Annotated in this window: 1 rRNA gene; it reads right to left on the reverse strand. The window is 56.5% G+C overall.

Features of this window, described 5'->3' with window-relative positions:
- Positions 1-301: ribosomal RNA gene (locus DXK94_RS21185) — 23S ribosomal RNA — on the reverse strand; the annotation flags it as partial.

Here is a 301-nt window from a genome sequence, read left to right on the forward strand (position 1 = left end):
CCCTCCCGGGGTACTTTTCACCTTTCCCTCACGGTACTGGTCCGCTATCGGTCATTAGGGAGTATTTAGGCTTATCAGGTGGTCCTGACAGATTCGCACGGGATTTCTCGGGCCCCGTACTACTTGGGATACTCTCACAGGCGGTACAAAGCATTACGGTTACGGGGCTAACACCCTCTCTGGCCGGCCTTTCAAAACCGTTCACCTATGCACGCACATCACACCCCACCAGCCCGGCAGAACTGGTATGGAAAGTCCCACAACCCCGACCATGCAACGCCCGCCGGCTATCACACATGGA

The organism is Arthrobacter sp. RT-1, assembly GCF_003367205.1.
Taxonomy (GTDB): domain Bacteria; phylum Actinomycetota; class Actinomycetes; order Actinomycetales; family Micrococcaceae; genus Arthrobacter.